This is a genomic window from Acidovorax sp. (genome assembly GCF_034519795.1).
Classification (GTDB): Bacteria; Pseudomonadota; Gammaproteobacteria; order Burkholderiales; family Burkholderiaceae_C; genus Acidovorax.
In genome coordinates this window covers 15,001-39,203 of record NZ_JAXHOB010000003.1, presented here as the reverse complement: position 1 = coordinate 39,203, position 24,203 = coordinate 15,001, and the positions used below count along the sequence as shown (strand labels likewise).

The 24,203-nt window shown below is 67.2% G+C and carries 23 protein-coding genes, 2 rRNA genes and 1 pseudogene (1 of these 26 running past the window's edge); 11 read left to right on the top strand and 15 right to left on the bottom strand.

Features of this window, described 5'->3' with window-relative positions; genetic code table 11:
• Positions 1-15: 15 nt before the first annotated feature.
• Genes U5N23_RS02110 through U5N23_RS02100 form a run of 3 tightly spaced genes read right to left on the bottom strand, consistent with a single transcriptional unit; the run spans position 16 to position 2,257 of the window.
• The gene (locus tag U5N23_RS02110; RefSeq protein ID WP_322591227.1) at positions 16-507 is read right to left on the bottom strand and encodes a putative toxin-antitoxin system toxin component, PIN family; all 492 of its coding nucleotides are present in this window, start codon (positions 505-507) and stop codon (positions 16-18) included.
• Positions 497-1,789, bottom strand: coding sequence for a THUMP domain-containing class I SAM-dependent RNA methyltransferase (locus tag U5N23_RS02105; protein ID WP_322591226.1), 1,293 nt, complete (start codon positions 1,787-1,789; stop codon positions 497-499). Before U5N23_RS02105 ends, U5N23_RS02110 begins: the two co-directional genes overlap by 11 nt.
• A 24-nt stretch (positions 1,790-1,813) precedes the next feature.
• On the bottom strand, positions 1,814-2,257 hold the full coding sequence (locus U5N23_RS02100; RefSeq protein ID WP_322591225.1) for a thioesterase family protein: 444 nt from the start codon (positions 2,255-2,257) through the stop codon (positions 1,814-1,816).
• A 200-nt stretch (positions 2,258-2,457) separates the two neighbouring features.
• Between U5N23_RS02100 and U5N23_RS02095 the strand changes: the two genes are divergently transcribed.
• The 4 genes and pseudogenes from U5N23_RS02095 (at position 2,458) to U5N23_RS02080 (ending at position 3,885) form a co-directional block, all read left to right on the top strand.
• Complete coding sequence (locus U5N23_RS02095; protein ID WP_322591224.1) at positions 2,458-2,745, top strand: DUF4124 domain-containing protein; 288 nt, start codon at positions 2,458-2,460, stop codon at positions 2,743-2,745.
• A gap of 12 nt (positions 2,746-2,757) precedes the next feature.
• A pseudogene (locus U5N23_RS02090) lies at positions 2,758-2,946 on the top strand (glutaredoxin family protein); the annotation flags it as partial.
• Between the two features lie 22 nt (positions 2,947-2,968).
• Positions 2,969-3,517 carry a hypothetical protein gene (locus U5N23_RS02085; RefSeq protein WP_322591223.1) on the top strand — a complete coding sequence of 183 codons (549 nt, stop codon included), beginning with the start codon at positions 2,969-2,971 and terminating at the stop codon, positions 3,515-3,517.
• Positions 3,517-3,885, top strand: coding sequence for a VOC family protein (locus U5N23_RS02080; protein WP_322591222.1), 369 nt, complete (start codon positions 3,517-3,519; stop codon positions 3,883-3,885). The genes U5N23_RS02085 and U5N23_RS02080 overlap by 1 nt, the downstream gene beginning before the upstream one ends.
• A gap of 7 nt (positions 3,886-3,892) precedes the next feature.
• On the opposite strand, the gene U5N23_RS02075 is transcribed toward U5N23_RS02080, so the two are convergent.
• From U5N23_RS02075 to argS, 6 genes are all read right to left on the bottom strand, one after another.
• Positions 3,893-5,494: an RNA polymerase factor sigma-54 gene (locus tag U5N23_RS02075; RefSeq protein ID WP_322591221.1), complete on the bottom strand. Its 1,602-nt coding sequence runs from the start codon at positions 5,492-5,494 to the stop codon at positions 3,893-3,895.
• 63 nt (positions 5,495-5,557) lie between these two features.
• Entirely contained in the window at positions 5,558-6,340 is a 783-nt protein-coding gene (lptB, locus tag U5N23_RS02070) for an LPS export ABC transporter ATP-binding protein (protein WP_322591220.1), read from the bottom strand.
• Positions 6,337-6,987 carry a lipopolysaccharide transport periplasmic protein LptA gene (gene lptA, locus U5N23_RS02065; RefSeq protein WP_322591219.1) on the bottom strand — a complete coding sequence of 217 codons (651 nt, stop codon included), beginning with the start codon at positions 6,985-6,987 and terminating at the stop codon, positions 6,337-6,339. The genes lptB and lptA overlap by 4 nt, the downstream gene beginning before the upstream one ends.
• Before the next feature lie 110 nt (positions 6,988-7,097).
• Complete coding sequence (locus U5N23_RS02060) at positions 7,098-7,754, bottom strand: thiol:disulfide interchange protein DsbA/DsbL (RefSeq protein WP_322591218.1); 657 nt, start codon at positions 7,752-7,754, stop codon at positions 7,098-7,100.
• A gap of 74 nt (positions 7,755-7,828) precedes the next feature.
• Positions 7,829-8,491 (bottom strand): SPOR domain-containing protein, encoded by a 663-nt coding sequence (locus U5N23_RS02055; RefSeq protein ID WP_322591217.1) that lies wholly within the window; start codon positions 8,489-8,491, stop codon positions 7,829-7,831.
• A gap of 13 nt (positions 8,492-8,504) precedes the next feature.
• The gene (gene argS, locus U5N23_RS02050) at positions 8,505-10,214 is read right to left on the bottom strand and encodes an arginine--tRNA ligase (RefSeq protein ID WP_322591216.1); all 1,710 of its coding nucleotides are present in this window, start codon (positions 10,212-10,214) and stop codon (positions 8,505-8,507) included.
• Between the two features lie 210 nt (positions 10,215-10,424).
• Here argS and U5N23_RS02045 point away from each other — a divergent pair, with 210 nt between their 5' ends.
• Complete coding sequence (locus tag U5N23_RS02045) at positions 10,425-10,775, top strand: PsiF family protein (RefSeq protein ID WP_322591215.1); 351 nt, start codon at positions 10,425-10,427, stop codon at positions 10,773-10,775.
• Positions 10,776-10,927: 152 nt separating this feature from the next.
• On the opposite strand, the gene U5N23_RS02040 is transcribed toward U5N23_RS02045, so the two are convergent.
• Both U5N23_RS02040 and U5N23_RS02035 read right to left on the bottom strand, forming a co-directional pair.
• Complete coding sequence (locus U5N23_RS02040; RefSeq protein WP_322591214.1) at positions 10,928-11,374, bottom strand: DUF2214 family protein; 447 nt, start codon at positions 11,372-11,374, stop codon at positions 10,928-10,930.
• A 182-nt stretch (positions 11,375-11,556) separates the two neighbouring features.
• Positions 11,557-12,921, bottom strand: a complete 1,365-nt coding sequence (locus U5N23_RS02035) for a dicarboxylate/amino acid:cation symporter (RefSeq protein WP_322591213.1) — start codon at positions 12,919-12,921, stop codon at positions 11,557-11,559.
• A 244-nt stretch (positions 12,922-13,165) separates the two neighbouring features.
• Between U5N23_RS02035 and U5N23_RS02030 the strand changes: the two genes are divergently transcribed.
• Positions 13,166-15,829: a PAS-domain containing protein gene (locus U5N23_RS02030; protein ID WP_322591212.1), complete on the top strand. Its 2,664-nt coding sequence runs from the start codon at positions 13,166-13,168 to the stop codon at positions 15,827-15,829.
• Positions 15,830-15,840: 11 nt separating this feature from the next.
• Here the strand turns inward: U5N23_RS02030 and U5N23_RS02025 are convergent, their stop codons facing one another.
• Positions 15,841-16,485 (bottom strand): response regulator transcription factor, encoded by a 645-nt coding sequence (locus U5N23_RS02025; RefSeq protein WP_322591211.1) that lies wholly within the window; start codon positions 16,483-16,485, stop codon positions 15,841-15,843.
• Between the two features lie 27 nt (positions 16,486-16,512).
• Complete coding sequence (locus U5N23_RS02020; RefSeq protein ID WP_322591210.1) at positions 16,513-17,445, bottom strand: LysR family transcriptional regulator; 933 nt, start codon at positions 17,443-17,445, stop codon at positions 16,513-16,515.
• Positions 17,446-17,616: 171 nt separating this feature from the next.
• Between U5N23_RS02020 and U5N23_RS02015 the strand changes: the two genes are divergently transcribed.
• The 5 genes from U5N23_RS02015 to U5N23_RS01995 all read left to right on the top strand — a co-directional run bounded on the left by U5N23_RS02015 (position 17,617) and on the right by U5N23_RS01995 (position 22,821).
• On the top strand, positions 17,617-19,827 hold the full coding sequence (locus tag U5N23_RS02015) for a malate synthase G (protein WP_322591209.1): 2,211 nt from the start codon (positions 17,617-17,619) through the stop codon (positions 19,825-19,827).
• A 172-nt stretch (positions 19,828-19,999) separates the two neighbouring features.
• Positions 20,000-20,278: a cysteine-rich CWC family protein gene (locus tag U5N23_RS02010; RefSeq protein ID WP_416208560.1), complete on the top strand. Its 279-nt coding sequence runs from the start codon at positions 20,000-20,002 to the stop codon at positions 20,276-20,278.
• A 48-nt stretch (positions 20,279-20,326) separates the two neighbouring features.
• Positions 20,327-20,515 carry a 4-oxalocrotonate tautomerase gene (locus tag U5N23_RS02005; RefSeq protein ID WP_322591207.1) on the top strand — a complete coding sequence of 63 codons (189 nt, stop codon included), beginning with the start codon at positions 20,327-20,329 and terminating at the stop codon, positions 20,513-20,515.
• A gap of 19 nt (positions 20,516-20,534) precedes the next feature.
• Positions 20,535-22,019: an MFS transporter gene (locus U5N23_RS02000; RefSeq protein ID WP_416208559.1), complete on the top strand. Its 1,485-nt coding sequence runs from the start codon at positions 20,535-20,537 to the stop codon at positions 22,017-22,019.
• A gap of 34 nt (positions 22,020-22,053) precedes the next feature.
• Positions 22,054-22,821, top strand: a complete 768-nt coding sequence (locus U5N23_RS01995; protein ID WP_322591206.1) for a class II glutamine amidotransferase — start codon at positions 22,054-22,056, stop codon at positions 22,819-22,821.
• A 95-nt stretch (positions 22,822-22,916) separates the two neighbouring features.
• Here U5N23_RS01995 and rrf read toward each other — a convergent pair.
• Both rrf and U5N23_RS01985 read right to left on the bottom strand, forming a co-directional pair.
• Positions 22,917-23,029: ribosomal RNA gene (gene rrf, locus U5N23_RS01990) — 5S ribosomal RNA — on the bottom strand.
• Positions 23,030-23,167: 138 nt separating this feature from the next.
• Positions 23,168-24,203 (bottom strand): 23S ribosomal RNA (locus U5N23_RS01985) (it continues 1,843 nt past the right edge of the window).

The following is a 24,203-nucleotide window of genomic DNA, read 5'->3' as shown; positions in this document are numbered from 1 at the left end:
GCGCCGACTCCAGGCTCAGGCGGCGGCTGGTTCGGCCTCGAGCGCAGGCACCAGCACCAGCGCTGTCGCCACATGGGCGTCCAGCGTGAGCAGGCGCTTGCGCATGCAGATCACGGCCTTGTCCTTGCTGAGCAGGATGGCGCGGTGCGCAGCGGCCAGGTCGATGAACTTCTGGTCGTCGGTGTCCTTGCAGACATAGGCCACGCGCGGCGCGATGTCCACCAGGCGGGCCTGCGCGTCGAAGCCGGCCAGCACCTGCGCGGCGTCCACGCGGTAGTAGTCCATGCGGCCCACGATGTGCGGGTAGGCCAGCACGCGCTCCAGTTCGTCGCGCATGACCTGCGTGGCGATCCAGTCCAGGCGCCCTTCGGCGAGCAGCTGGCGCAGCGGCACGGTGGCCGGGTCGGAGAAGATCAGCAGGTCGAGCGCGACATTGGTGTCCACCACCACGGGGCGCGCGGGTTCACCGGCCGGCGCCTGGGCCGGCAGGGCCAGCTCAACCCGCATCGGTCGGGCCGGCCGGCGGCGTCTCGGACGATGGCTTGGCGCGCACCGATCCCTTGACCATGTCGAAGCGGAACATGCGGCACTCGATGGGGCCGTTCCACATGGGCACGCGGCGCGACTCCTTCAGGCGCATCTTGCCGGGCAGCTTGAGGTCGGGCGTCAGCATCCAGGCCGTCCAGCCCGCGTAGCTCTTCTTCCAGTGGGTGGCGAGCTGGCTGAAGAACTCGCCGCCGTCGTCGGTGTGCGCGGCCTCGCGGCCCACGCTGGCGCCCAGGGCGCGCTCGGCCGCGCGCTCGTTGGCGTTCTGGCCGGCCGCGCCGGCGGCGGCAATGCGCTCGCCATAGGGCGGGTTGAGCAGCATGACGCCCGGCTGTTCGCTCGGCGGCATGCGCTGCAATGCGTCACCGCCGCGCAGCTGCACGGCGTCGGCCACGCCCGCGCGCTCGGCATTGCGCTGGGCAAAATCGACCATGCGGTGGGCCACGTCGCTGCCGAAGATGGGCACCGGGCTCGCCTGGATGGCGCTCTCGGCCTCGGCCTGGATGGCCGACCACACATGGCCCTGGAAAGGCAGCAGCTTTTCGAAGGCAAAGCGGCGCAGCATGCCGGCCGGGATGCGGCAGGCGATCTGCGCAGCCTCGATGGCGATGGTGCCGCTGCCGCAGCAGGGGTCGTACAGCGGCACGGGCGCATCACCGAGCGGATCCCAGCCGCTGGCGGCGATCATCGCGGCGGCCAGGGTTTCCTTGAGCGGGGCGTCGCCCTTGTCCTCGCGCCAGCCGCGCTTGAAGAGCGGCTCGCCCGAGGTGTCGATGTAGACCGTGGCCTCTTCGGTGGTCAGGTGCAGGTGGATGCGCACGTCGGGCCACTGGGTGTTCACGTCGGGGCGTACGCCGCTCTTGGCACGGAAGCGGTCGGCCACCGCATCCTTCACGCGCAGGCCGGCGAAGTTCAGGCTCTGCAGCGGGCTGTGCTGGGCCGTGACCTCGACCTTGAAGGTCTGGCGCGTGGTGAACCAGATCTCCCAGGCCACCTCGCTGGCGATGCCGTACAGGTCGTTCTCGGAGCGGTAGGGCCGGTGCGCCAATTGCACCAGCACGCGCTGCGCCAGGCGGCTGTGCAGGTTGAGCAGCAGCGCCTGGCGCCACGAGGCGCGCAGCAGCACACCGCCACGGCCCATGAGCAGGTCCTGGCCCGTGAGGCCGGTGATGGCATGCACCTCGTCGGCGAGGTAGCCCTCGACACCGGCGGCGCAGGGGAGAAAGAGTTGGAGTTGGTTCATGGCACTGGGCGACAGGATACGCGCTTATGCAGGGGACGAGGCGCGGGCCAGCAGCAGCTGGCGGATGGATTCGGGAATGGGCGCCACCTTGCGGTCGCTGCGGCCGATGAAGACGATGCCGACCTTGCCCCGCGCCACTTCGCGGCCCGAGGTCTTTTCCGTCATGCGAAAGACGAGGTCGAAGCCGTAGCGGTTGAGGTCCTCGGGCGCCATCTCCACGCGCATGGTCTCGCCGTGGAAGCCTTCGGACTTGTACTGCGCCACGATGTCACCCACCACGGTGGACAGGCCGCCCACGTCCGCCTCGGGGTAACCGAGCGACTGGAAGAAGCGCACGCGCGCCTCGGACACCAGGCTCAGCAGCTGCGCATTGTCCAGGTGCCCGCCCTGGTTGACATGGCTGATGTAGATCTGCAGCTCGGTGGCAAAACCGAAATGCGCGGGGAGGTCGAAAACAATGCGGGCCATGGCGCGGGCGGTAGAAAGGTAAGCAGCGAAACGGTGGCAGCCCATGCAAGGCGCCCCGCAGGCAAGGCCCGTGGAAGGACAAAAAAAGGAAGGCCGTATCCCCATTGGCGGGGTAGCCGGCACAGGCAGCGCACGCGCTGCCGGGTCTCGGGGCAGAAGTCTCTTATGCTCCCGGAATGCCGATTTTACCCGGAGCCCCCATGCACGCCCTGCGCTGTACCCTGACCCTCGCCCTGATTGCGGCCGCGCTCACCGGCACGGCGCATGCCCAGACGCTCTACAAATCCGTGGATGCGAGCGGAAAGGTCGTCTACAGCGACCAGCCCCCCGCCTCGGGTGCGGTGCAAAAAACCCTGAAGCTCGAAAGCCTGCCCGTCAGCGTGGTCCCGGGCAACCCGCTGCCACCCACCACGCCCGGCCAGGCACCTGTAGAAGCCCAGAAAGCAGCCCAACCCCGGGGCGAGGTCACGCTCTACATGGCCACCTAGTGCGGCTACTGCAAGGCGGCCAAGGCCTACCTGGGCGGCAAGGGCATCGCGTACCGGGAGTTCGACGTGGACACGCCCACCGGCAAGGCCGCCTTTGCGCAACTGGGTGCGCGCGGCGTGCCGGTGCTGCTCACCAATGGCCAGCGGGTGAACGGTTTCAGCGCCTCGTCCTACGACGCCGTTTTTGCCAAACGCCAGTAACCCCTCCCTCCTCTTGCGCTCCATGCTCCGCACCGCCCTCGCTTCGATGGCCTTTGCCCTGTGCCTGCCCGTTCTCGCCGAAGAACTGCGCGTTCCCCTGCCCGGCCGCGATGACCTGGTGATCGACCTGCCCGCGCAATGGCGCGCCCAGGTGCGCCGCCCCCATGCCGAGCTGCCGCCCTCGGTCGCCATCAGCGGCCCCGATGCCACGGCCTTGCAGATGCTCGTCACGCCCATCTGGCCCGTCGGCAGTGCCCCCCGGGGCCCGACGGCCGATGGGCTGCGGGCACTGGCCCAGGCCGGTGCCGCCCGTGCCATGCCCCGGGCAGTCGAGGCCGAGCTGCCCCTGAAAGACCTGGGCGCCGCCGACAAGACAGGCTACTACTTTTCGGCCACCGACCGCGCGCCCGAGCCGGGCGGCTACAAGTACCTGACCCAGGGTGTGCTGGGCATGAACGAGCTGCGCGTGACCTTCACCGTGCTCGCCAACGGCGCTCCGCAGGAACCTGTGGCCCAGGCACTGGACTTGCTGCGCTCGCTGCGGCGCACACCGGCCTCGAAAGCGCCCTGATGCCTCCCATCCTCGGCACCGTGATGGTCTACGCGCGCGACATGCAGCGCAGCGCAGCGTTCTACTGCACCCACTTCGGCCTTGAGACCACTGGGGACGTGGTGGAGGGCCTGATCGAGCTCCAGGCCCCGGACGGCGGGGCCTGCATCCTGGTCCACCAGGCGGCCAAGAGCGTGAAGCTCGGCCAGGCAGGGGTGAAGCTGTGCTTCCATGTGCCGGATGTGGAAGCCTTCAAGGTCCGTGCGCTGGCGCAGGGCCTGGCCTTCGGCAGCACGCACCAGGCCAATGGCTATGCGTTCGCAAATGCCAAGGACCCGGACGGCAACGCCGTCAGCATCTCCAGCCGGGCGTTCCGCCAGCCAGGCTGACAGCGGATCAGAGCGCCTTGCGCAGGTTGGCCGGCGCGATCTTGAGCGCCTCGCGGTACTTGGCCACGGTGCGGCGTGCGCACTCGATGCCCTGCTCCTTGAGCATCTCTGCGATCTGGCTGTCCGACAGCGGCTTGGCCGGGCTTTCGGCGGCCACGAACTGCTTGATGAGGGCGCGCACGGCCGTGCTCGATGCATTGCCGCCGGTCTCGGTGCCCAGGCCCGAGCCGAAGAAGTACTTGAGCTCGTAGGTGCCGATGGGCGTGGACATGTACTTGGCCGTGGTCACGCGGCTGATGGTGGACTCGTGCAGGCCCAGTTCGTCGGCGATGTCGCGCAGCACCAGCGGGCGCATGGCCAGCTCGCCATGGGTGAAGAAGCTCTTTTGCCGCTCGACGATGGCGCGCGACACGCGCAGGATGGTGTCGAAGCGCTGCTGGATGTTCTTGATGAACCAGCGCGCCTCCTGCAGCCGCTGCTGCATGGCCTGGTGGCCCTCGCCGCCCTTGTGGCCGCGCAGGGCGCCGGCGTAGATGTCGTGCACGCGCAGGCGCGGCATCACATCAGGGTTCAGGGCCACGATGAAGTTGTGCTGGCCATCGCGGCCATTGGCCCGCCCGGCCTTGCGCACGATGACGTCGGGCACGATGATGTTGCGCTCCACGTCCACGAACTTGCGCCCGGGGCGCGGCTCCAGCCGCGCGATCAGGGCCATGGCGGCGCGCGTGCGCTCCTCACCGTCGCCGCACAGCTGGGTCAGGCGGCGGATGTCGCGGCGCGCCAGCATCTCCAGCGGCTGCTGGCACACGCGCAATGCGGTCTGCACGGTGTCGGGGTCGAGCTGGCTGTCTTCGTCGGCGGCCAGCGCCGTGAGCTGCAGCGTGAGGCATTCACCCAGGCCGCGTGCGCCCACGCCCACAGGCTCCAGGCTTTGCAGCAGGCGCAGGGCGACGGTGAAACGGTGCACCAGCTCCTCGATCTGCTCCAGGTCGTCCGGGCCGGCCAGGCCCACGGCCAGATCTTCGAGCGGGTCTTCGAGGTAGCCGTCGTCGTTGAGCGATTCGATCAGAAAGCGCAACGCAGCGCGGTCCACCTCGGACAGGCGCAGCGACAGCGCCTGACGGTGCAAAAACGCGGTGAGCGATTCGTGCGTGCGCGCCAATTCGGTGGCGTCGGCCTCGTCGCCTTCGGAATCATTGCGGTTGCGGGCCGGCGCATCGCCGCCCCATTCGGCATCGTTGGGGGAGACGTCCACGGTACCGTCGCCGCTCCAGTCGGGCTCGTCGGCGGCGCTGCTGCCCACTTCCGCATCGCCCTGCGGGCTGTCGGCCGAGGTCTCGGTCGACGTGCTGGTGCCCGGGGCGTTGGAGTAGACCGCGTCGTCGGAGCTGTAGTCGTCCGGCTGCGCGGGCGCGTCGGCCGTGTCCACACCGAACTCCTCGCGCGGTGCCTCGTCGGCATTGCGTTCGAGGAAGGGGTTTTCGTCGAGCATCTGCTCGACCTCCTGGCCCAGCTCGAGTGTGGACAACTGCAGCAGCCGGATGGACTGCTGCAGTTGGGGCGTGAGCGCCAGGTGCTGCGATACGCGCAGCGACAGGCCGGGCTTCATCGCACAGCCCCCGGGGGCTGCCGCAGGGGCAGGTGCATGGCGAACAGGTGGTCCATCGGTCTGCTACATGCGGAAGTGTTCACCCAGGTACACCCGGCGCACTTCGGCGTTGTCGACGATTTCGGAGGGGGTACCCTGGGCCAGCACGTGGCCGTCGCTGATGATGAACGCGTGGTCGCAGATGCCCAGCGTCTCGCGCACGTTGTGGTCGGTGATGAGCACGCCGATGCCGCGCGCCTTGAGGAAGCCGATGATGCGCTGGATCTCGATCACCGCGATGGGGTCGATGCCGGCAAAGGGCTCGTCCAGCAGGATGAAGCGCGGCTGCGTGGCCAGCGCGCGGGCGATCTCCACGCGGCGGCGTTCACCGCCGGACAGGGCCAGCGCGGGCGAGGCGCGCAGGTGCTCCACGCGCAGTTCCGTGAGCAGCGCCGTGAGGCGTTCCTCTATGGCCTGGCGCGGCAGCGGCTGGCCGTCCTCGCCGCGCTGCAATTCGAGCACGGCGCGCACGTTCTCCTCGACCGTGAGCTTGCGAAAGATCGAGGCTTCCTGCGGCAGGTAGGACAGGCCCAGGCGCGAGCGCCGGTGGATGGGCATGTGGGCCACCGACTGGCCGTCGATGCGGATGTCGCCGGCATCGCTGCGCACCAGGCCGACGATCATGTAGAACGAGGTGGTCTTGCCCGCACCGTTGGGGCCGAGCAGTCCCACGACCTCACCCTTTTGCACGACCAGCGACACGTCCTTGACGACCTTGCGGCTGCCGTAGGACTTTTCGAGGTGGTGCACCTCCAGCCGGCTGTCCGCCGGGGACCCGGCGACGGTGCTCACGTCAGGCCCGCTCACTTGGCGCCGCCGCTCAGGGTGCTGCTGGGGCGCAGGGTGGTGCCCGGTGCCGCAGGGGCAGGGGCAGCGGCGCTGGCCGGTGTTTCCTTGGGCGACAGGATGGCGCGCACGCGGCCGCCGGGCGCCGGGGCATCGCCCGCGGCATTGGTACCGCCGCGCGGCTTGGCATCCACGGTGAACACGTCGGTCAGGTTGTTGTAGACGATGATCTGCCCGGTGATCTCGTCGGTCAGCGTGGATTCGCGCAAGCGGCGCAGCTCGGCGCGGGTGATGAACTTCACGTTGTCGGCCCGGCCGTCGTATTCGATGACTTCGCCCTCGCCCTCGATGAACTCGTCGGGCGCTCCGGGCAGCGTGTCGCGCTTCTGGCGGAAGAAGGCGCGCTTGCCCGGCTCGGCCGTGACCACGCCGAACTGGTAGCCATCGGCGTCCTGGCGCACATCGAGGCGCGCGCCACGCAGCACGATGGTGCCCTTGGTCATGACCACCCGGCCGGTGAACACGCTGGTCTGCTTGAGCTCATCGTGGCGCAATGCGTCGGCCTCGATGTTCATGGGCTTGTTGCGGTCGGCCTTTTCGGCATGGGCCACACCCTGGACAAAGCCCAGGGCTGAGAGGAGGAGGATCGGGAGGATGCGGTAGTTCATAGGGCACGAATCTTGCAGATCATTGTAGCCACCCGTGGCGACATGCCATGAAAAAAGCCCGCATCAGCGGGCTTTTGGTACACGCAGGAACCAGCCCTGCCAAGAAATGGTCAGCCTTTGCGGGCCACGCCCACCAGTTGCTCCACCACCTGCAGCACAACCGACATGCTGCCCGCCATGGTGCCATCGGTGTAGAACCGGCCGGCCACGCCCATCGAAGGCACGCCTTCCACGCCATACGCATCCTGCAGCTGCGACGCGCGGCGCACCTGGTTGGAGACGGTGAACGAGTTGTAGACTTCCTTGAACTTGGCCACGTCCACGCCCTGCGTGGCGATCCAGGCCATGATTTCATCGTCCTTGGCGAGCTTGGCCTTCTCCACGTGGATGGCACGGAAGACCTTGGCGTGCAGGGCATCGAGCTTGCCCATGCCTTCGAGCGTGAAATAGAGCTTTTGCTGCGGCACGAAGCTGGCGTTGAACGCCACCGGGATGCGGCGGATGCTCAGGTCCTTGGGAGCGGCCTTGACCCAGGCGTCGAGCGTGGGCTCGAAGGCATTGCAGTGGGGGCAGCTGTACCAGAAGAATTCGATCACGTCGACCTTGCCCGCAGGCGCGTCGGGCGTGAGGGGCTTGTCGAGCTTGCGGTAGTCCTTGCCCTCCTTGAACTGGCGCGCTTGCGCCAGCGCGGGGGCGGCCACGGGCAGGGTCAGGGCGGATGCGGCCACTGCGGAAGCGGCAGACAGGGAAAACTCGCGGCGTTTCATGAAAGTGGCACTCCTTGGTCTGGTGTTGGGGGGTGTGAGCCACGCCCCCGGAAAAAGTTCAGGCAGGCATGCGCTCAGCGCTGCACGCGCACCAAGGCAGATTCGACACCCGTGGTGTCGAGCTTGTCCTTGAGCTGGGCAGCGTCGTCGCGCTTGGTGAAGGGGCCCACGCGCACGCGGAACACGGTGCGGCCATTTTGCTCGCGCTCGCTCACGCGGGCCTCCCAGCCCAGCATGGCCAGTTTGGCGCGCTGCGCATCGGCATCGGCCTGGGTGCGGAAGGCACCGGCCTGCACGAAGTAGTCGAAGGGGTCCGCACTGTTGCCGGGCGCCGCCGCGGCCTTGGCAGCGGCCAGATCACCCAGGGGGTCGGCACTACCGGGCTTGGTGACTGCGGCGGCAGGCTTGGCCGACGAGGCGGCAGCGCGCGGGTCCACCGCTGCCACGGCCGGTGCCGAGGCGACAGGCGCCGGGGCCACGCCTGCCGTGGCGGGAGCCGACGCTGCAGCCGCAGGAGGCCGCGCCGGGTTCTTGCCGTACAGCGGCGAGTTCGGGTCCCAGTTCTTGTTCTTCTGCGCTTCGGCCGCATCCTGGTCGGTGCCGCGCGCGCCGCCCTTGTTGAGGAAGGGCACGGGTACCTTGGTCACATAGACGGCGACCGCGAGCGCGGCGCCCAGGCCGAAGATCACGCCCACGATAAAGCCGATGATGGTTCCGCCCAGTTGCTTGTTCTTCATAGGTAGTGGTTGCTTACATTCTGGCCGGAGCCGATACGCCCAGCACAGCCAGGCCATTGTGCAGTACCTGCGCGGTGGCGGCGACGAGGGCCAGGCGCGCGCGCTTGACGGCCTCGTCATCCACCAGGATGCGCTCGGCATCGTAATAGCTGTGGTAACTGGCGGCCAGGTCGCGCAGGTAGAAGGTGACGTCGTGCGGCGCCTCGCCATCGGCCGCAGCGGTGAGCATCTCGGGGTACTTGGCCAGCTGCAGCATCAGCGCCTGGGCCTGCGGGCCTTCGAGCGGGGACAGGTCCACGCCCTGGAGCGAGGCCACGTCGCCACCGCCCTGCTCGGCCCAGCCGCGCAGCACCGAGCAGATGCGCGCATGCGCATACTGCACGTAGTACACCGGGTTGTCGTTGTTCTGCGCCACGGCCAGGTCCACGTCGAAGGTGTACTCGGTGTCCGGCTTGCGGCTGAGCAGAAAGAAGCGTACCGCATCCTTGCTGGTCCATTCGATCAGGTCGCGCAAGGTGACATAGCTGCCGGCGCGCTTGCTGATCTTGACCTCTTCGCCGCCCTTGACCACGCGCACCATGGTGTGCAGCACATAGTCGGGGTAGCCCTGTGGAATGCCCACTTCGGCGGCCAGCAGGCCGGCGCGCACGCGCGCGATGGTGCCGTGGTGGTCCGTTCCCTGGATGTTGACGACCTTGGTGTAGCCGCGCTCCCACTTGGCGATGTGGTAGGCCACATCGGGCACGAAGTAGGTGTAGGTTCCGTCCTGCTTGCGCATGACGCGGTCCTTGTCGTCGCCGTAGTCCGTGCTCTTGAGCCACAGGGCGCCATCCTGCTCGTAGGTCTTGCCGTTGGCCACCAGCTTGTTCACCGTGGCCTCCACGCGGCCGCTGGTGTACAGGCTCGATTCGAGGTAGTACTCGTCGAACTTCAGGTTGAAGGCCTGCAGGTCCTTGTCCTGCTCGTTGCGCAGGTAGGCCACGGCGAACTGGCGGATCGATTCCACGTCGTCCACGTCGCCGCTGGCGGTGTACTCGCGGTCGTCGGCCTTGACGGTCTTCTTCGCCAGAAAGTCGCCCGCGATGTCCTGGATGTAGTCGCCGTTGTAGAACGCCTTGCTGGCCGGGTTGTCGGGGTCGGTGGGCCAGCATTCGTCGCCGGGCTTGAAGCCCTTGGCGCGCAGCTGCGTGCTGTTCGTGAGGGTCTGGATCTGCACGCCCGCGTCGTTGTAGTAAAACTCGCGGTGCACACCCCACCCTTGGGTGGCGAACAGGTTGCAGATGGCATCGCCCAGGGCGGCCTGGCGGCCGTGCCCCACGTGCAGCGGGCCCGTGGGGTTGGCCGAAACGAACTCGACCAGCACCTTGGCGCCGCGGTCGGCCTGGAAGCCAAAGCGCTCGCCCGCGGCCAGCACCTCGCGCACCACCTCCTGCTTGGCGGCGGGCTTCAAGCGGATGTTCAGGAAGCCGGGGCCCGCGATCTCGATGGCCTCGACCCAGCGCGTGAAGGCCGGCGTGGCCTCGAGCGCGGCCTTGAGCTGTTCGCCCAGGGCGCGCGGGTTGAGCTTGAGCGGCTTGGCCAGCTGCATGGCCGCCGTGCAGGCGAAGTCGCCATGCGCAGCCACCTTGGGGGATTCGAACGCCGCCTTGGCGCCAGCGCCTGGGGAAAGGGTGTCCAGCTCGGCCGCGAGCGCGGCCAGCAGATCGTGTTTGACAGAGAGCATCCGGGGATTTTACGGGGCGACCCGGTCACCTCCTTGGGAAGGTGTCTTGCCCGCACCACCAAATGCCCACCCTGGCCTGTGCTGCAGAGCAACAGATCGTAAAGAATTCTTGCCGCCGGGCAGGCATGTCAGCGTGACCCGATGCCCGTACGTTGTAATCGGGCAATCCGGTGCGGATTGCATTGGATGCCCTTACCACCGGAGCACTATATGAAAAAGCTTCTCTCCCTCGCGGCCCTGACCCTGGTTCTTTCGTTGGGCGCAGCCCATGCTGCCGATGCCCCTGCGGCGCCCGCCAAGGCGGCTGCACCGGCGGCAGCCGCCACCCCGGCCGCACCTGCAGCCTCGGCGGCCGCCCCCACCAAGCAACAGACCAAGATGGCCACCTGCAATACCGAGGCGGCCGACAAGAAGGGCGACGAGCGCAAGGCCTTCATGAAGACCTGCCTGTCCAGCAAGCCTGCGACCCAGCAGGACAAGATGAAGACCTGCAACGCCGATGCCGCCGGCAAGAAGGGCGACGAGCGCAAGGCCTTCATGAGCGAATGCCTCAAGAAGTGAGCGGCTGAGGGGCGCGAGCCCCCGCGCAAACCAAACCATCAACCCGCCCGGCACGCGTGCACGGCGGGTTTTTTCATTGCCGGGCCCCGCCCCAAGATGAAAACACCCCCTCGGGGGGCAGCGACAGAGCGCGGGGACCATTTTTCATGGGTTTACCAGCCGCGGGTCCAGAACACCGCGATCACGGCCACCACCGGGATCGCATGGGCCTGCAGCATCACCAGGCGGCGTACCCGGGCGACTTCGCGCGCATCCGGCAGGGTGCCATCGGCGCGCAGCTTGCGCAGCCAGCGCCGGAAGGCGATGGTCGGGAAGATGGAGACGATGGCAATCGCCACCACCAGCGTGATCTTGAAGTGGAACATGGGCTGCGACACATACCAGGACATGCCCTTGACGCCCCAGAACACCCGCGCCAGCCCCGTAGCCACCAGCGCCATGGCCGCAGCGGCGTAGATGGCGTCGAGCCGCGCCAGGCGCTCCACCACGGCGGCGTTGAGCCATTCGATGCGGCACAGCGCGGCCTGGCTCGACAGGAAGACCACCAGGGTCAGGATGGCCACTATGTGCAGGGCGGCCAGTACGGCTTCGAGGGTCATCGCGGATCCTTTTTGGGGTTGGGCAGCTTCGCGGCGATTGTGCGCGAGGAATGGCCCTGCAGACGCAGGCACCTCTCCTGATCCGTCCCCTGGCTGGCGGCCGCATGCGAAAAAGGGGCGTGCCCATGCAGGCACGCCCCCTCTTGCAAAACCCATGGCCCCGCAACGGGGCTTGCCGGCGATCAGGCGGCCGTGCGCGCCACGGCAACCCCATCGGCCGGCACCACGGGTGCCGGTACGGGAGCAGCAGCCGCCGGCAGCGGGTGGCCGTCCAGCGCGGCATGCAGGCGGTCGTAGTCGAGCGCGTTTTCCCAGCGCGAGACGACCACGGTGGCGACGGCGTTGCCGATGAAGTTGGTCAGCGAGCGGCACTCGCTCATGAAGCGGTCCACGCCCAGGATCAGCGCCATGCCGGCCACCGGCACTTCGGGCACCACGGCCAGGGTGGCGGCCAGGGTGATGAAGCCCGCGCCCGTCACGCCGGCGGCCCCCTTGGAGCTGAGCATGGCCACCAGCAGCAGGGCGACCTGGTGGCCCAGCGTCAGTTCGGTGTTGGTGGCCTGGGCGATGAACAGCGCGGCCAGCGTCATGTAGATGTTGGTGCCGTCCAGGTTGAAGGAGTAGCCCGTGGGCACCACCAGGCCGACCACCGACTTGCTGCAACCGGCCTTTTCCATCTTTTCCATCAGCGAGGGCAGGGCCGATTCGGACGACGAGGTACCCAGCACCAGCATCAGCTCGGCCTTGAGGTAGCGGCACAGCTTGAGCACCGAGAAGCCGCACAGGCGCGCCACGAAGCCCAGCACCACCAGCACGAACAGCAGCGAGGTGATGTAGAACGCGCCCACCAGCCAGGCCAGGTTGACCAGCGAGCCCAGGCCGAACTTGCCGATGGTGAAGGCCATGGCGCCGAAGGCACCCAGGGGCGCGGCCTTCATCACCAGGCCCACCACCTTGAACACAGGGGTCGTCAGGGCTTCGAGAAAGTTCTGCACGGGGCGACCGGCCTCACCCACCATGGCCAGCGCAATGCCGAACAGCACGGCCACCAGCAGCACCTGCAGGATGTTGTCGCCCACAAAGGGGCTGACCAACGTCTTGGGGATGATGTCCATGGCAAAGCCGGTGAGCGTCATCTCGTGCGACTTGGCCACATAGGTCTTCACGGCCGTCTGGTCCAGGTCGGCCGGGTTGATGTTCATGCCCGCACCGGGCTGCACCACGTTGGCCACGACCATGCCGATGACCAGGGCCAGTGTGGAGAAGAACAGAAAGTACGCCATGGCCTTGCCGAACACGCGGCCCACGGAGGAGAGCTGCGACATACCCGCGATGCCGGTGACGATGGTCAGGAAGATCACCGGGGCGATGATCATCTTCACCAGCTTGATGAAGGCATCGCCCAGCGGCTTGAGCGCCTCGCCGTAGGCCGGCTCGAAATGGCCCAGCAGCACGCCCAGGACAATGGCGAGCACCACCTGGAAGTACAGTTGGCGGTAGAACGGCAGGGGCACCGCTTGGGTGGCCTGGGCGGGAATGGCGTGCATGGGGACTCCAGATGTCGCGGAAACTGCACCACCGGGGTGCTTCGAGGGTGCCGTTTGTACCCCTGCACTCCGTTTCAGCAGATAGCTAATTGGTAGTAGTCGCTGGCCGCCCCATAGGAGACGGGTCGACAAAAACTAGGGAAAACACCTAGCACCCCAGAAAGGTGCGGCACACTCACTCCCATGCGCACCAGATATGCACCAGGCGCGCGCTTGCAGGCGCCCTCCACCCACCTCACCCGCCATGACCCCGTCCCACCGCCGCAAGTTCTGGACTGTGCTGATCGTGCTCGCCGGCATGGCCGGCTGCATGTTCGTGGCCGGGCAATGGGCCTGGCGGCATTCGCTGTACGACGAGAGCGACAGCGTGCAGCGCCAACTGGCCCTGTATGGGCAGACGCTGGGCCAGCGCATCGACCGCTACCGCACGCTGCCCGAGGTGCTGGCGCTGGACGTGCAGCTCTACGAGGCGCTGAGCCGCCCGCGCAGCCCGGCGCAGGTGGAGCAGCTCAACCTCAGGCTGGAGCGGGCCAACGGCGCCAGCCAATCGTCCACCCTGACCCTGATCAACCGCGAGGGCCTAGCCGTGGCGGCGAGCAACTGGCGCAGCGCCACCAGCAACGTGGGTGTGGACTACAGCTTTCGCCCCTATGTGCAACAGGCGCTGGCCCAGGGCAGCGGCAGCTTCTATGGCATCGGGGTGACGACGGGAGAGCCCGGCTACTTCCTGTCGCAGGCCATCCGGAACGACCAGGGCGAGCCACTCGGCCTGGTGGTCATCAAGATCGCGCTGCAGGAGCTGGAGCGCGAATGGCTGCAGACCGAGGACATCGTGCTGGCGTCCGACGCGCACGGCGTGGTCTTCCTGGCCAGCCAGGATGCCTGGCGCTACCGGCTGCTGGAACCGTTGACCGAGGCAGAGCGCAGGGAGCTGGCCGCCACGCGCCAGTATTCGGACCAACCCCTGCGCCCCCTGGACTACCGGGTGGACGACCACATGGACAACGGCGGCCGCCTGGTGCGCATGCAGACAGCCGACCTGCCGGGCCTGCCCGGCCGCCTGCTGTGGCAGACCCAGCCCCTGCCCGGCACGCCGTGGCAACTGCACCTGGTGCACGCGACCCACAGCAGTGTGGCGGACAGCCGTTGGGCCGCAGCGGCGGGCGGGGGCGGCTGGCTGGCACTGGCGCTGCTGGTGCTGTTCGTGCGCCAGCGCCAACGCCTGGCCCACCTGCGCCAGCGCAGCCGCCAGGAGCTGGAGACCGTGCTGCAGCAGCACGCCCAGGAGCTGCGCACGGCGCAGGACGGCATCGTGCAGGCGGCGCAGCAGGCCGACACCGGTCTCTCGCGCAGCCTGGAGCACCTGCCCCAGGGCGTGGTCATCATCGATGCCGACCTGAACCTGGCGGCCTGGAACTCGCGCTATGTGCAGCTGTTCCGCTACCCCTCCGACCTGATGCAGGTGGGCCGGCCCATCGCGGACCTGCTGCGCCACAACGCGCGCCGCGGCCTGCTGGGACCTGGCCCGGTCGACGACTCCGTCGAGCGGCGCCTGTCGCACCTGCGCAGCGGCCTGCCCCACCTGCACGAAAGCGCCAAGGACGACGGCACGGTGCTGGAGATCCGGGGCACCCCCTTGCCCGAGGGCGGGTTCGTGACCAGCTACGCCGACATCACCAGCTACAAGAACGCCGCGCGCGAGCTGCGCTCGCTGGCCGATGCGCTGGAGCAGCGCGTGGCCGACCGCACGCGCGACCTGGATGCCGCGCGGCACGAGGCCGAGCAGGCCAACCGCTACAAGACCCGCTTCGTGGCGGCTGCCGTGCACGACCTGCTGCAGCCGCTGAACGCCGCGCGCATGTTCAGCTCGCTGTTGCGCAGCCACCTGCACGACGAGGCCGGCCGGCATGCGGCCGACAGCATCGACGGGGCCCTGGCCGCGCAGGACGCGATTCTCAACAGCCTGCTCGACATCTCGCGCATGGAGTCCGGACAGCTCGAGGTGCGCATCCACGACGTGGCCCTGGGCCCGCTGCTGCAGGTACTGGCCCACAATTTCGGCGTGCTGGCCGAGAGCCAGGGCCTCGCGCTCCGTTGCGTGGCCACGCGCCAGGTGGTGCGCACCGACGAGAACCTGCTGCGCCGCATCCTGCAGAACTTCGTCTCCAACGCCATCCGCTACAGCCGGCGCGGGCGCATCGTGGTGGGCTGCCGGCGCGTGGGCAACGGCCACCTGCGCATCGAGGTGCATGACCAGGGGCCGGGCATTCCCGAGGCGCTGCAGCGCGAGATCTTCGAGGAGTTCCGCCGCCTGGACGAGGGCCGTGCCGACGACCGGGGGGCCGGCCTGGGCCTGGCCATCGTGGAGCGCCTGGGCCGCCTGCTGGGGCACCCCATCGGGCTGCGTTCGCAGCTCGGGCGCGGCAGCGTGTTCTGGGTGCAGGTGCCGCTGGGTGACCCGGCCGCCCTGCAGCAGCAGACGGCCCCGCCCGCCACCGCACAGCAAGCGCCCGAGGACGCCCCGCTGCACGGCAGCAGTGCCTGGGTGATCGAGGACGATGGCCCGACCTGCGCAGCCACCAAGGCCTTGCTGGAACGCTGGGGTTGCCAGGTAGCACTGGCCGGCGGCGCGACCGAGGCACTCGGCCAGGCCCGGCCCGGGCAGGCGCCGCAACTGGTGCTGCTGGACGTGCACCTGGGTGGTGGCCAGCACGGCCCTGACGTCTATACCGAGCTGTGCCAGCGCTGGTGCCAGGCTCCGGCCGTGATCCTGGTGACCGCCGAGCGCGACGCCACGTTGCGCCGCCAGGCTGCCGAACGCGGCTGGGGCTTTCTGGCCAAGCCGGTGCGCGCACCCGCGCTGCGGGCACTGATGAGCCAGACCTTGCTGCGCCTGCGGGAAAGATAGGCGCCGCGGAATCAGGCGGAAGCGGCGTCCTCGGTCTCCAGGCTCTTGACCAGCACCGCGGCCTGGGTACGGCTGTGGCAGGCCAGCTTTTTCAGGATGGCGGTGACATGCACCTTGACGGTGTTCTCGGCCAGGCCCAGTTCGCCCGCAATCTGCTTGTTGAGCAGGCCGTCGGCCAGGCACAGCAGCACGCGGAACTGCTGGGGGGTGAGCTGCGCCAGGCGGGCGGCCAGCTCGGCGTCGGCCTCGGAGCGCTCGGCCGCCATGGGCGGGAACCAGCTGTCGCCGGCCAGCACCGCCTCGATGGCCGTGCCCATGGCCTCGGCGGGCGCGGACTTGGGGATGAAGCCCACCGCGCCGAACTGCTGGGCACGGCGGATGACGCGTGGGTGGTCGTTGGACGAAATGATCACCACGGGCAGCTCAGGGTACTCCCCGCGCACATGCAGCAGGGCCGAGAAGCCACGCGCCCCCGGCATGCTCAGGTCCAGCAGCACCAGCTCCACCTCGGGGTGCTCCTGCAGCGCCGCGCCCAGCGTGGCCGCGCTGGCGGCCTCCAGCGTGCGGAACTGGGGCAGGCGCTCGTGCAGCACATGCAGCACGGCGGTGCGAAACAGAGGGTGGTCATCGGCGGCCAGCAGCGTGGGCTCGGACATGGGGACTGCAGTCTGCCACGGCACCGATCAATGGGCCTGCAGGCCCCGCCAGAAGGCAGGCTGCGCGTAGTGGTGCTTGAGGAAGTCGATCCACAGCCGCACGCGCAGCGGCATGTGCTTGCGCTGGGGGAAGACCACGTAGATGCCGTTGGGCGGCGCGGCAAACTCTTCCAGCACCTCCACCAGGCGGCCGGCCGCGATTTCGGCCTCCACTTCCCAGGTGCTGCGCCAGGCGATGCCGTAGCCTGCCAGGCACCAGTCGTGCAGCACCTGCCCGTCGGAGCAGTCGAGCGGCCCGCCGGGCTTGAGGTGCACGACCTCGGTGCCGCCACCTTCCACCGGCATGCGGAAGGCCCAGCCACGCGTCTGCGAGGCTTCGCTCGACAGGGTGAGGCAGTCGTGCGAGGGCAGCTCGCCCGGGTGGCGCGGGGCCGGGTGGTGCTTCAGGTAGCCGGGCGTGGCCACGCACAGGCGCCGGTTGTCGGCGATGCGCACGCTGACCAGGGACGAATCGGGCAGGTCGCCCACGCGCACGGCGCAGTCGAAGCCCTCGCCGGCCAGGTCCACCACGCGATCGCTGAGGTTGAGCGAAATCGTCACGTCCGGGTGCTCGGCGCGAAAGCGCGGCACCAGGGGCGCCACATGGCGCCGGCCAAAACCGGCCGGCGCCGTGATGCGCAGGTGCCCCGTGGCCTTGACACCCCCCTCGGACACGCTGGCCTCGGCATTGGCCACGTCGGACAGCAGGCGCTGGCAGTCTTCCAGGAAGGCGCTGCCCTCGTGCGTGAGGCTGATGCGCCGCGTGGTGCGCACCAGCAGCTTCACGCCCAGGTGCTCTTCGAGCGCATCGAGCCGGCGGCCCATGATGGCGGGCGCCACGCCCTCGGCCTTGGCGGCGGCGGTGAGGCTGCCACGCGTGGCAACCGAGACGAAGGATTCGAAGGCCTTGAGCTTGTCCATGGCGCCGATTATGGGGAGTGCGCCCGCCGAACGCACGCCCACTTGTGCGTAAAAGTCATTGGTTTACAGCTTTTGAGCATATTTATGCCGACAAACATTTGCAATACAGTCTGTCCATGGCCTGCAGTGGCGGGCTCCGCATTTGTTCACATCCAACGCCTGAGGCACTCCATGACCGACCGCACTTCCATCCACGGCCTGCAAGTGGCCACTTCCCTCTTTCGCTTCGTCGAAGACAAGGTGCTGCCCGGCACCGGTGTGGACAGCGCCGCGTTCTGGAAGGGTTTTGACGCCATCGTGGCCGACCTGGCACCGCGCAACATCGCCCTGCTGGCCGAGCGTGACCGCCTGCAGACCGAGCTCGACACCTGGCACCAGGCCAACCCCGGCCCCATCACGGACATGGTGGCCTACAGGGGCTTCCTCGAAAAGATCGGCTACCTGGTGCCCCAGCCTGCCGACGTGCAGGCCACCACGACCAACGTGGACGACGAACTGGCCACCCAGGCCGGCCCCCAGCTGGTGGTGCCCATCCTGAACGCCCGCTATGCCCTGAACGCGGCCAATGCGCGCTGGGGCAGCCTGTACGACGCGCTGTATGGCACCGATGCCATCCCCGAGACCGACGGTGCGGACAAGGGCAAGGGCTACAACCCCGTGCGCGGCGCCAAGGTGATCGCCTTCGCGCGCCAGGTACTGGACGACACGGCGCCCCTGGCCAGCGGCGCGCACAAGGACTCGACCGGCTACCGCGTGGAAGGCGGCCAGCTGGTGGTGGCGCTCGCCAACGGCAGCACCACGGGCCTCAAGGACCCGTCCCAATTCAAGGGCTACCAGGGTGATGCGGCAGAGCCGTCGTCGGTGCTGCTGCAGCACAACGGCCTGCACCTGGATATCCAGATCAACCGCACCACCCCCATCGGCCAGAGCGACTCCGCCGGCGTGAGCGACCTGGTGCTGGAAGCGGCGCTCTCCACGATTCTCGACCTCGAAGACTCGGTGGCCGCCGTGGATGCCGATGACAAGGTGCTGGGCTACAGCAACTGGCTGGGCATCATCCAGGCCACGCTGACCGAACAGGTCGCCAAGGGTGGCAAGACCATCACGCGCGGGCTGAATGCCGACCGCGTGTACACGGCCCCCGACGGCCAGGCCGGTGGCGTGCGCCTGCACGGCCGCTCGCTGATGTTCCTGCGCAACGTGGGCCACCTGATGACCAACCCGGCCATCCTGTACACCGATGCCCAGGGCCAGGAGCGCGAGATCCCCGAAGGCATCATGGATGCCGTGGTCACCACGACGATTGCACTGCATGACCTGCAGGGCCGCAGCGCCAACGGCATCCGCAACTCGCGCAAGGGCAGTGTCTACATCGTCAAGCCCAAGATGCACGGCCCCGCCGAAGTGGGCTTTGCCAGCGAGCTGTTCGGCCGCGTGGAGCAGTTGCTGGGCCTGCCCACCGACACCGTCAAGCTGGGCATCATGGACGAGGAGCGCCGCACCAGTGTGAACCTCAAGGCCTGCATCGCCGCTGCGGCCAGCCGCGTGGCCTTCATCAACACCGGCTTCCTGGACCGCACGGGCGACGAGATGCACACCGCCATGCTGGCCGGCCCCATGATCCGCAAGGGCGACATGAAGACCAGCGCCTGGATCCAGTCGTACGAGAAGAACAACGTGCTGGTGGGCCTGTCGTGCGGCCTGCGCGGCAAGGCGCAGATCGGCAAGGGCATGTGGGCCATGCCCGACCTGATGGCCGAGATGCTGAAACAGAAGATCGCCCACCCCAAGGCCGGCGCCAACACCGCCTGGGTGCCCAGCCCCACGGGCGCCACGCTGCACGCGCTGCACTACCACCAGGTCAACGTGGCCGAGATCCAGATCGGCCTGGAAAAGACCGATGTGAACGCCGAGCGCGACAACCTGCTGACCGGCCTGCTCACCGTGCCCGTGACCGCCACGCCCAACTGGACGGATGCCGAGAAGCAGCAGGAGCTGGACAACAACGCCCAGGGCATCCTGGGCTATGTGGTGCGCTGGGTGGACCAGGGCGTGGGCTGCTCCAAGGTGCCCGACATCCACAACGTCGGCCTGATGGAAGACCGCGCCACCTTGCGCATCAGCAGCCAGCACATGGCCAACTGGCTGCGCCATGGCGTGGTGACCGAAGCCCAGGTGAAGGAAACCTTCGAGCGCATGGCCGCCGTGGTGGACGGCCAGAACGCCGGCGACCCGCTGTACCAGCCCATGGCCGGCCATTTCGACACCAGCATGGCCTACCAGGCGGCCTGCGATCTGGTCTTCAAGGGCATGGCCCAGCCCAGCGGCTACACCGAGCCGCTGCTGCACGCCTGGCGCCTGAAGCTCAAGGCGGCGGCCTGACCTCCGGGGCCCTTCGCCGCACCCCGGCACAGATGGATCCCTCGGATCCTTCCTCCAGCGGCACCTTCGGGTGCCGTTTTTTTCGGCAGGGCCCCACACCGCCGACCACACAAAGGCCCTCACCCTGGCCCCTGGGCCCGGGAGGCGGCACAATGGACCGGTCACGCGAGCCATGCAGTGCGCCAGGCATGGCGCGCTCTGCTGCCCCCACCCCATGTTGATCCCCCCACCGATTTCCACCGCCTCGCAGTGCCCTTTGTGCGGGCAGGCGAACCAGTGCGCCATGGCGGCCGGGCAACCGCCGGAAACCTGCTGGTGTATGGCCGCTGCCGTGCCGCCCGAAGCCCTGGAGAAAATCCCGGCCACGGAGCGTGGCAAGGTCTGCATCTGCCCGCAGTGCGCCCGGCCTCGACCTGCTTTGGGCGCATTGGACCCGGCTGCCCCGATATGATTTCCTCTTTCCTTTTCGTTCACTGACCATTACCCCAAGGAGCCCTGCATGCCCACCTACCACGTCGAAATGATGGAAGGCCGTACCGTCGAGCAAAAGAAGAAGCTGGTGGAAGAAATCACCCGCGTGTCCGTCGAAGTGCTCGGCGGCTCGCCCGAATCGGTCGATATCCTGATCACCGACGTCAAGCGCGAGAACTGGGCCACCGGCGGCAAGCTCTGGTCAGAGCGCACCTGAGCAAACGCAGCCCCAGCCCATGACAGCACAGCCGCCCAGCTCCCTCGCCGCGCTGCGCGAACGCCACGGCGAGCGCTACCGCTGGTTGCTGCTGCTGTCGGTCATGGTCGGCACGATGGCCTCGATCATGTCCTCGACCATCGTGAACGTGGCCATCCCGGACATGAGCCACTACTTCACCCTGGGGCAGGAACGTGCCCAGTGGGTGACCTCGGGCTTCATGGTGGCCACCACGGTGTCCATGCTCACCACGCCATGGCTGCTGTCGCGCTATGGCTACCGCGCCACCTACGTGGGCGCCATGCTGCTGTTGCTGGCGGGCGGCATCGGGGGTGGCCTGGCGCGCGATTTCGGCCTGGTGCTGGTGGCGCGTGTGGCCGAGGGCCTTGCGGCCGGGGTGGTGCAACCCATTCCTGCCGTCATCATCCTGTACGCATTCCAACCCCATGAACAGGGCCGCGCCAGCGGCATCTTCGGCATGGGTGTGGTGCTGGCGCCGGCCATCGGCCCCAGCATCGGCGGGCTGCTGGTCGATTGGTTCGGCTGGCGCTCCATCTTCTTCATGGTGGTGCCGCTGTGCCTGGCCTCCATCTGGCTGGCCTACAAGTTCGTACCGGTCACGGCACCGGGCGGCGTGGCGGCCAACCGCAATGGCGAGGCGCTCGACTGGCGCGGCCTGGCGCTGGGCACGGCCGGCACGCTGTGCCTGCTCAATGGACTGGTGGCCCTGCATGGGGGCACCGTCACCGAAGCCATCCTACTGCTGGCCGGTGCCGTCGTGGCCACCGGCCTGTTCATCGGCTGGCAGCGTCGGCAGCTGCGGCAGGGCCGCAAGCCGCTGATGGACCTGCGGCTCTTCCAGTACCGGCAATTCGCGATGGGCAGCATCGTGGCCTTCATCTACGGCACGGCGCTGTTCGGTTCGACCTACCTGCTGCCCGTGTTCATGCAACTCGGAATGCAGCTGTCGGCCTCGCACGTGGGCACCATCATGCTGCCCGCAGGCTTCGTGCTGGCCATCACCATCGCCATGGTGGGCCGGCTGGCCGACCGGCAGCCAACGCACCTGCTGGTGAGCATCGGGCTGGCCCTGCTGGCCCTGTCCTTCGGGCTCATGGTGCTGGTGGGCCTGGGCTCGGCGCTGTGGATGCTGGTGGCCTTTGCGATCCTGGGCCGCGTCGGCCTCGGTTTCATCCTGCCCTCCCTCAACCTCGGGGCCATGCGGCCATTGGACAAGTCGCTGATCTCGCAGGGGTCGAGCGCCATCGGCTTCCTGCGCATGCTGGGCGGTGCCGCCGGCGTGAGCCTGTGCGGTATCGTGCTGGAATGGCGCCTGGGTGCGCATGGCGCATCGCTGACCTCGGGCGCAAGCAACACGGCCCGCATCGATGCCTTCGGCGAAACCTTTCTGATGCTGACCGCGCTTTGCGTGCTGGCCCTGGTGGCCGCCTGGCAACTGCGCGAAGCGCCTGCGGCACCCACCGGCACCCCACCCTCTCCCTAGGCCCAGAGGCCGATAGACCCGGACCCTTTCGATCATGTGCCAATTGCTCGGTATGAACTGCAACACGCCGACCGACGTGACCTTCAGCTTCACCGGATTCGCGCAGCGCGGGGGAAACACGGCCGACCATGCCGACGGCTGGGGCATCGCATTTTTCGAGGACCGCGGGCTGCGCCACTTCGTCGACCACCTGCCGGCGGTGGATTCGCCCGTGGCGGAGCTGATCCGCCGCTATCCCATCAAGAGCCGCAACGTGATTGCGCACATCCGCAAGGCCACCCAGGGCCTGGTGAGCCTGCAGAACTGCCACCCCTTCGTGCGCGAGCTCTGGGGGCGGTACTGGGTGTTTGCGCACAACGGTGACCTGAAGGACTTCCGTCCCCGCCTGCACGCGCATTTCCACCCCGTAGGGGATACGGACAGTGAGCATGCGTTCTGCTGGATCATGCAGGAGCTGGCCAAGTCGCACGCCAGCGTGCCCAGCATTGCCGAGCTGACCATCACCTTGAAGGAGCTGGCAGCGCGCATCGCACCGCACGGCACCTTCAACTTCCTGCTCTCCAATGGGCAGGCGCTGTGGGCCCATGCGTCCACGGGGCTGTACTACATCGAGCGCAAGCACCCGTTCAGCGAGGCGCAACTGTCGGACGAGGACGTGCGCATCGACTTCGCCACCCAGACCACCGCCACCGACCGCGTGGCCGTGATCGTGACGGCTCCACTCACGGTCAACGAGGAGTGGACGGCCTTCGGCAAAGGGGAACTGCTGGTGTTTGTGGACGGGCAGCGGCAAGGCTGCTGAACCGCTGGCTCTGGCGGGCCTGGCTGCATTTTTCGCCTCCCCAAACGCAAAACCCCCCAGTCCTTTGGAGACTGAGGGGGTTTGGGGCTGTAAGAGCCTGACGATGACCTACTTTCACACGGGAACCCGCACTATCATCGGCGCAAAGTCGTTTCACTGTCCTGTTCGGGATGGGAAGGAGTGGTACCAACTTGCTATGGTCATCAGGCATAACTTGGTGTTGTCTTGGTGTTTAGGTCAAGACAACGAATTCATAGAGTATGGAATCAGATTAGATTTTTGTATTTTTGACTGCGTCAACTTGGCATAACAATCATTGAAGCACATTACGCGCTATCAAAGTTATAGGGTCAAGCCGCACGAGCAATTAGTATCAGTTAGCTTAACGCATTACTGCGCTTCCACACCTGACCTATCAACGTCCTGGTCTTGAACGACTCTTCAGGGGGCTCAAGGCCCCGGCAGATCTCATCTTGAAACGAGTTTCCCGCTTAGATGCTTTCAGCGGTTATCTCTTCCACACTTAGCTACTCGGCAATGCCACTGGCGTGACAACCGATACACCAGAGGTGTGTCCACTCCGGTCCTCTCGTACTAGGAGCAGGCTTCCTCAAATCTGCAGCGCCCACGGAAGATAGGGACCAAACTGTCTCACGACGTTTTAAACCCAGCTCACGTACCTCTTTAAATGGCGAACAGCCATACCCTTGGGACCGGCTACAGCCCCAGGATGAGATGAGCCGACATCGAGGTGCCAAACACCGCCGTCGATATGAACTCTTGGGCGGTATCAGCCTGTTATCCCCAGAGTACCTTTTATCCGTTGAGCGATGGCCCTTCCATACAGAACCACCGGATCACTATGTCCTGCTTTCGCATCTGCTCGACTTGTCAGTCTCGCAGTTAAGCACGCTTATGCCATTGCACTATCGTCACGATGTCCGACCGTAACTAGCGTACCTTCGAACTCCTCCGTTACGCTTTGGGAGGAGACCGCCCCAGTCAAACTGCCTACCATGCACTGTCCCCGATCCAGATAATGGACCTAGGTTAGAACCTCAAACACACCAGGGTGGTATTTCAACGTTGGCTCCATGAGATCTAGCGACCTCACTTCAAAGCCTCCCACCTATCCTACACAGATCTGTTCAAAGTCCAATACAAAGCTACAGTAAAGGTTCATGGGGTCTTTCCGTCTTTCCGCGGGGAGATTGCATCATCACAAACATTTCAACTTCGCTGAGTCTCAGGAGGAGACAGTGTGGCCATCGTTACGCCATTCGTGCAGGTCGGAACTTACCCGACAAGGAATTTCGCTACCTTAGGACCGTTATAGTTACGGCCGCCGTTTACTGGGACTTCAATCAAGAGCTTGCACCCCA